Genomic DNA, 3,545 nt, shown 5'->3' with positions numbered 1-3,545 from the left:
AAAAGAAAGACGTATATATATTACCCCTAGAAAATATATTCATGGGGGTGGTGAAAATAATTTCATGGGGGGTGGTGAAAATAATTTCCTAGATAATAATACAAGTATTAATATTACAAGTATTAATAGTATATATGCTTTTTGGAATACTCAAAAAATTATAAATCACAGAAAATTAACTGACAAAATGAAAAGAAAAATAAAGACTACATTAAAAGACTATACAGAAGAAGAAATTAAAACAGCAATTAAAAATTATAGTGAAATTGTAAATGATGATAAATATTATTTTAAATATAGATGGACTATAGATGAGTTTTTGCAAAGAGGATTAGAAAGGTTTATTGATGGAGAAATAGCTAAACAAAATTATCTTGATGAAAGTAAAGTTGATAAGAAAGAACAAAATAAAGAAGAACATAACCCTTATAAGCATATGAAGATTTACGAATAGAGGTGCAAAAATGTTACAGAATGAAAAAGTTGAACAAGCAGTGCTGGCTTGTATGTTAATAGATAGGGATTGTGCGATAGATTCTGGATTAGTTGCAAAAGATGATTTTACTAACCCTATCAATAAAGAAATATTTTTAGGAATTAGACAATTAGTTAAGCAAGAAAAACAAGTAGATTATATGACAGTATACCAAAATTTGAATCAAAAAGTAGATTTAACATACTTGATGCAGTTGTCAAATGTAATGCCATCTATTTTAGGATTTAAGCAGTATACAGAAGATTTAAAAGACCTAACACTAAAAAGAAAACTGTATAAATTAGGGGATGAACTAAAAAATAGAGACAAAAAAGGGAAAGAAATAGCTGAACTAGCAGAAAAAGAGATATTTAAGCTACAAGAAGGTATGACAACAGGAGAAATAACTCAAGTAAAAGATGTTGTACTAGATACAGTTATGAATATACAAGAAATCCATGATGGAAAAAAGGAAGCAGGACTTAAAACAGGATATAAAGCAATAGATAATTTACTAGATGGTTATAAAAAAGGTGATTTAATTATTTTAGCGGCTAGACCAGCAATGGGTAAAACAGCTTTAGCCTTAAATATTGCTGAAAAACTCACGAAAGACCCCAGAGAAAATAAATCAGTAATGTTTTTTAGTTTAGAAATGAGTGATGAAGAACTAACACAAAGGTTGATATTTAGTTCTTCTATGGTAGATAGTGACAAGTTAAGAAAAAAAAGTCTTGACAAACATGACTGGGAAAGGATATCGGATATGACTAGTTTGATGTTGCAAACAAAGTTATTTATAGACGATAACCCAGCAAGGACTGTATCAGAAATGCAAAGTATAGGGAGAAGGGTGAAAAGAAAGTATGGACTAGACTTGATAATAGTAGATTATCTACAACTTATGACAACAAATGATAAAAGAGAGAATAGACAACAAGAAATATCGTCAATATCTAGAGGGTTGAAGATTATGGCAAAAGAGCTTGATGTACCTGTGATAGCTTTATCCCAGTTATCAAGGGCTTGTGAACTTAGAAATGATAAAAGACCAATGCTATCAGACTTAAGAGAATCAGGGGCAATAGAACAAGATGCAGATGTAGTTAAGTTTATATATAGAGACGAATATTACAACGCAGATACAGATGAACCAGGAATAGCTGAAATAATAATAGCAAAAAATAGAAAAGGGCCAACGGGGATAGCTAGGTTAGGTTGGATAGCGAACTGTACTAAATTTGTTGATATTACAGATTTAGAAACAAGGTATTAAGGAGGGACAAATATGAGCAAAAAAAGTTTTGGACTACAAGAGAAGTACAATTTTTAAAAGATAATATAAATAAAATGTCATATAAAGAAATAGGTGAAAAAATCGGTAAGAGTACACATTCGGTGGCGTGTAAGGCTAACAGGGAAGGCATAAGAAAAGGCAATAAAGTTGTAAGATGGACAGCTAAAGAAAAGGAATTTTTAATTAGAAATTCTGCCACAATGTCAAGAACAGAAATAGCTAAACATTTAAATAAAAGTGAGCAATCTGTATTTAATCAAATCTATTATTTAAGAGAAGTTGGCATCAATGTACCAGAAAAATTAAAATGTAGAAATACTAAATACGGAGAAAAGAAATGCCCGAAATGTGGAGAGGAGAGATTGATAGGAGAAGTATCTACTTGGGACACTAAAAACAATTCGACAGCTATGGCTTATTATTGTAACACTTGTTTCACCGAATTTTTTAAGAATGGGGAAATATTGCCGCCTATAGAAGAAAAAATATCAGGAAGGGCAAAAGCATATGAATTGTTAGATATGGGAATTCAAGACTTAACAGAATTAAGTGAAATAACAGGGCTAAGAAAAAGTACTGTATGTCATTATAGAAAACAATATAGAAAAGAAAAAGGAGTGATTTAATATGAATAACGTTACATTAATTGGAAGATTAACAAAAGACCCAGAACTAAAGTTTTTACAAGGGACTGGAACAGCAGTAACAAATTTTACACTAGCTATAGATAAAGAACTAAGCAAAGATAAAAAACAAGAAATGGAGTCGCAAGGTAAACCGACAGCAGACTTTATAAATATAGTAGTTTGGGGAAGAATGGCTGAAACATCTGCACAATATTTAAAAAAAGGAAGAAGAACAGCAGTACAAGGAAGATTGCAATCAAGAACCTATGAGGATAAAAATGGTGTTAAAAGATATGTAACAGAAGTAGTAGCAGAAAGAGTTGAGTTCATAGACTGGGGAGACGATAACGAGCAAGATGACAGTATAGATGGGTTTAAACCTATAAACAACGATGATATACCATTTTAGGAGGGATACAGTTGCAGAATACAAAAGTTAAACTATACAATGACCACTTTCAAAATTACAAAAGATACAACATACCAAGGGCTCAACTAGTTATAGCAGATATTCCCTACAACCTAGGTAACAACGCGTATGCAAGCAGTACAGAATGGTATGTTGACGGTGATAACACAAAAGGTGAAAGTGATAAAGCTGGGAAACAATTTTTTAATACTGATACCAATTTTAATATAGCAGAGTATATGCACTTTTGTAGCAAATTACTAAAAAAAGAGCCAAAACAACGAAACCAAGCTCCAGCAATGATAGTTTTCTGTGCCTTTGAACAAATGCAAATGATTATAAATTATGGTAAAAAATACGGGTTTAATGGGCATTATCCATTGTTCTTTATAAAAAATTATAGCTCACAAGTGTTAAAAGCAAACATGAGAATAGTAGGAGCAACAGAACATGCAGACGTATTATATAGAGATAAACTGCCTAAATTTAATAATAACGGGAAGATGATATTTAACTGGATGAAATGGGAGAAAGACAATTCGGTCCCTAAAATTCATCCGACGCAAAAACCTATTCCCGTGTTAAAAAGATTGATAAGTATATTTACTGACGAAGGTGATGTAGTGATAGACCCTGTAGCTGGTAGTGGAACGACCTTAAAAGCAACAGCAGAAATGAATAGACATGCATATGGGTTTGAAATAGATAGGCAATTTTATCGAAATGCAAAAGAAAGGA

Annotated in this window: 5 protein-coding genes; all 5 read left to right on the top strand. The window is 31.6% G+C overall.

What is annotated here, in order from left to right; translation table 11 throughout:
• Window positions 1-454, top strand: a 454-nt coding sequence (locus VK071_00090) for a hypothetical protein (GenBank protein ID HLR33713.1), incomplete at its 5' end; no start/stop codon positions are given.
• A 10-nt stretch (window positions 455-464) separates the two neighbouring features.
• Complete coding sequence (gene dnaB / locus VK071_00085; protein HLR33712.1) at window positions 465-1,751, top strand: replicative DNA helicase; 1,287 nt, start codon at window positions 465-467, stop codon at window positions 1,749-1,751.
• Window positions 1,752-1,825: 74 nt separating this feature from the next.
• On the top strand, window positions 1,826-2,398 hold the full coding sequence (locus VK071_00080) for a hypothetical protein (GenBank protein HLR33711.1): 573 nt from the start codon (window positions 1,826-1,828) through the stop codon (window positions 2,396-2,398).
• A 1-nt stretch (window position 2,399) separates the two neighbouring features.
• A complete protein-coding gene (locus VK071_00075) occupies window positions 2,400-2,807 on the top strand; it encodes a single-stranded DNA-binding protein (GenBank protein ID HLR33710.1) in 408 nt (135 codons plus the stop codon).
• Between the two features lie 11 nt (window positions 2,808-2,818).
• A partial coding sequence (locus VK071_00070; protein HLR33709.1) for a DNA methyltransferase occupies window positions 2,819-3,545 on the top strand: 727 nt, incomplete at its 3' end.

It is taken from the genome of Tissierellales bacterium, assembly GCA_035301805.1.
Taxonomy (GTDB): domain Bacteria; phylum Bacillota; class Clostridia; order Tissierellales; family DATGTQ01; genus DATGTQ01.
The sequence above is the reverse complement of the archived record's forward strand: the minus strand, read 5'-3'. Positions and strand labels throughout refer to the sequence as shown.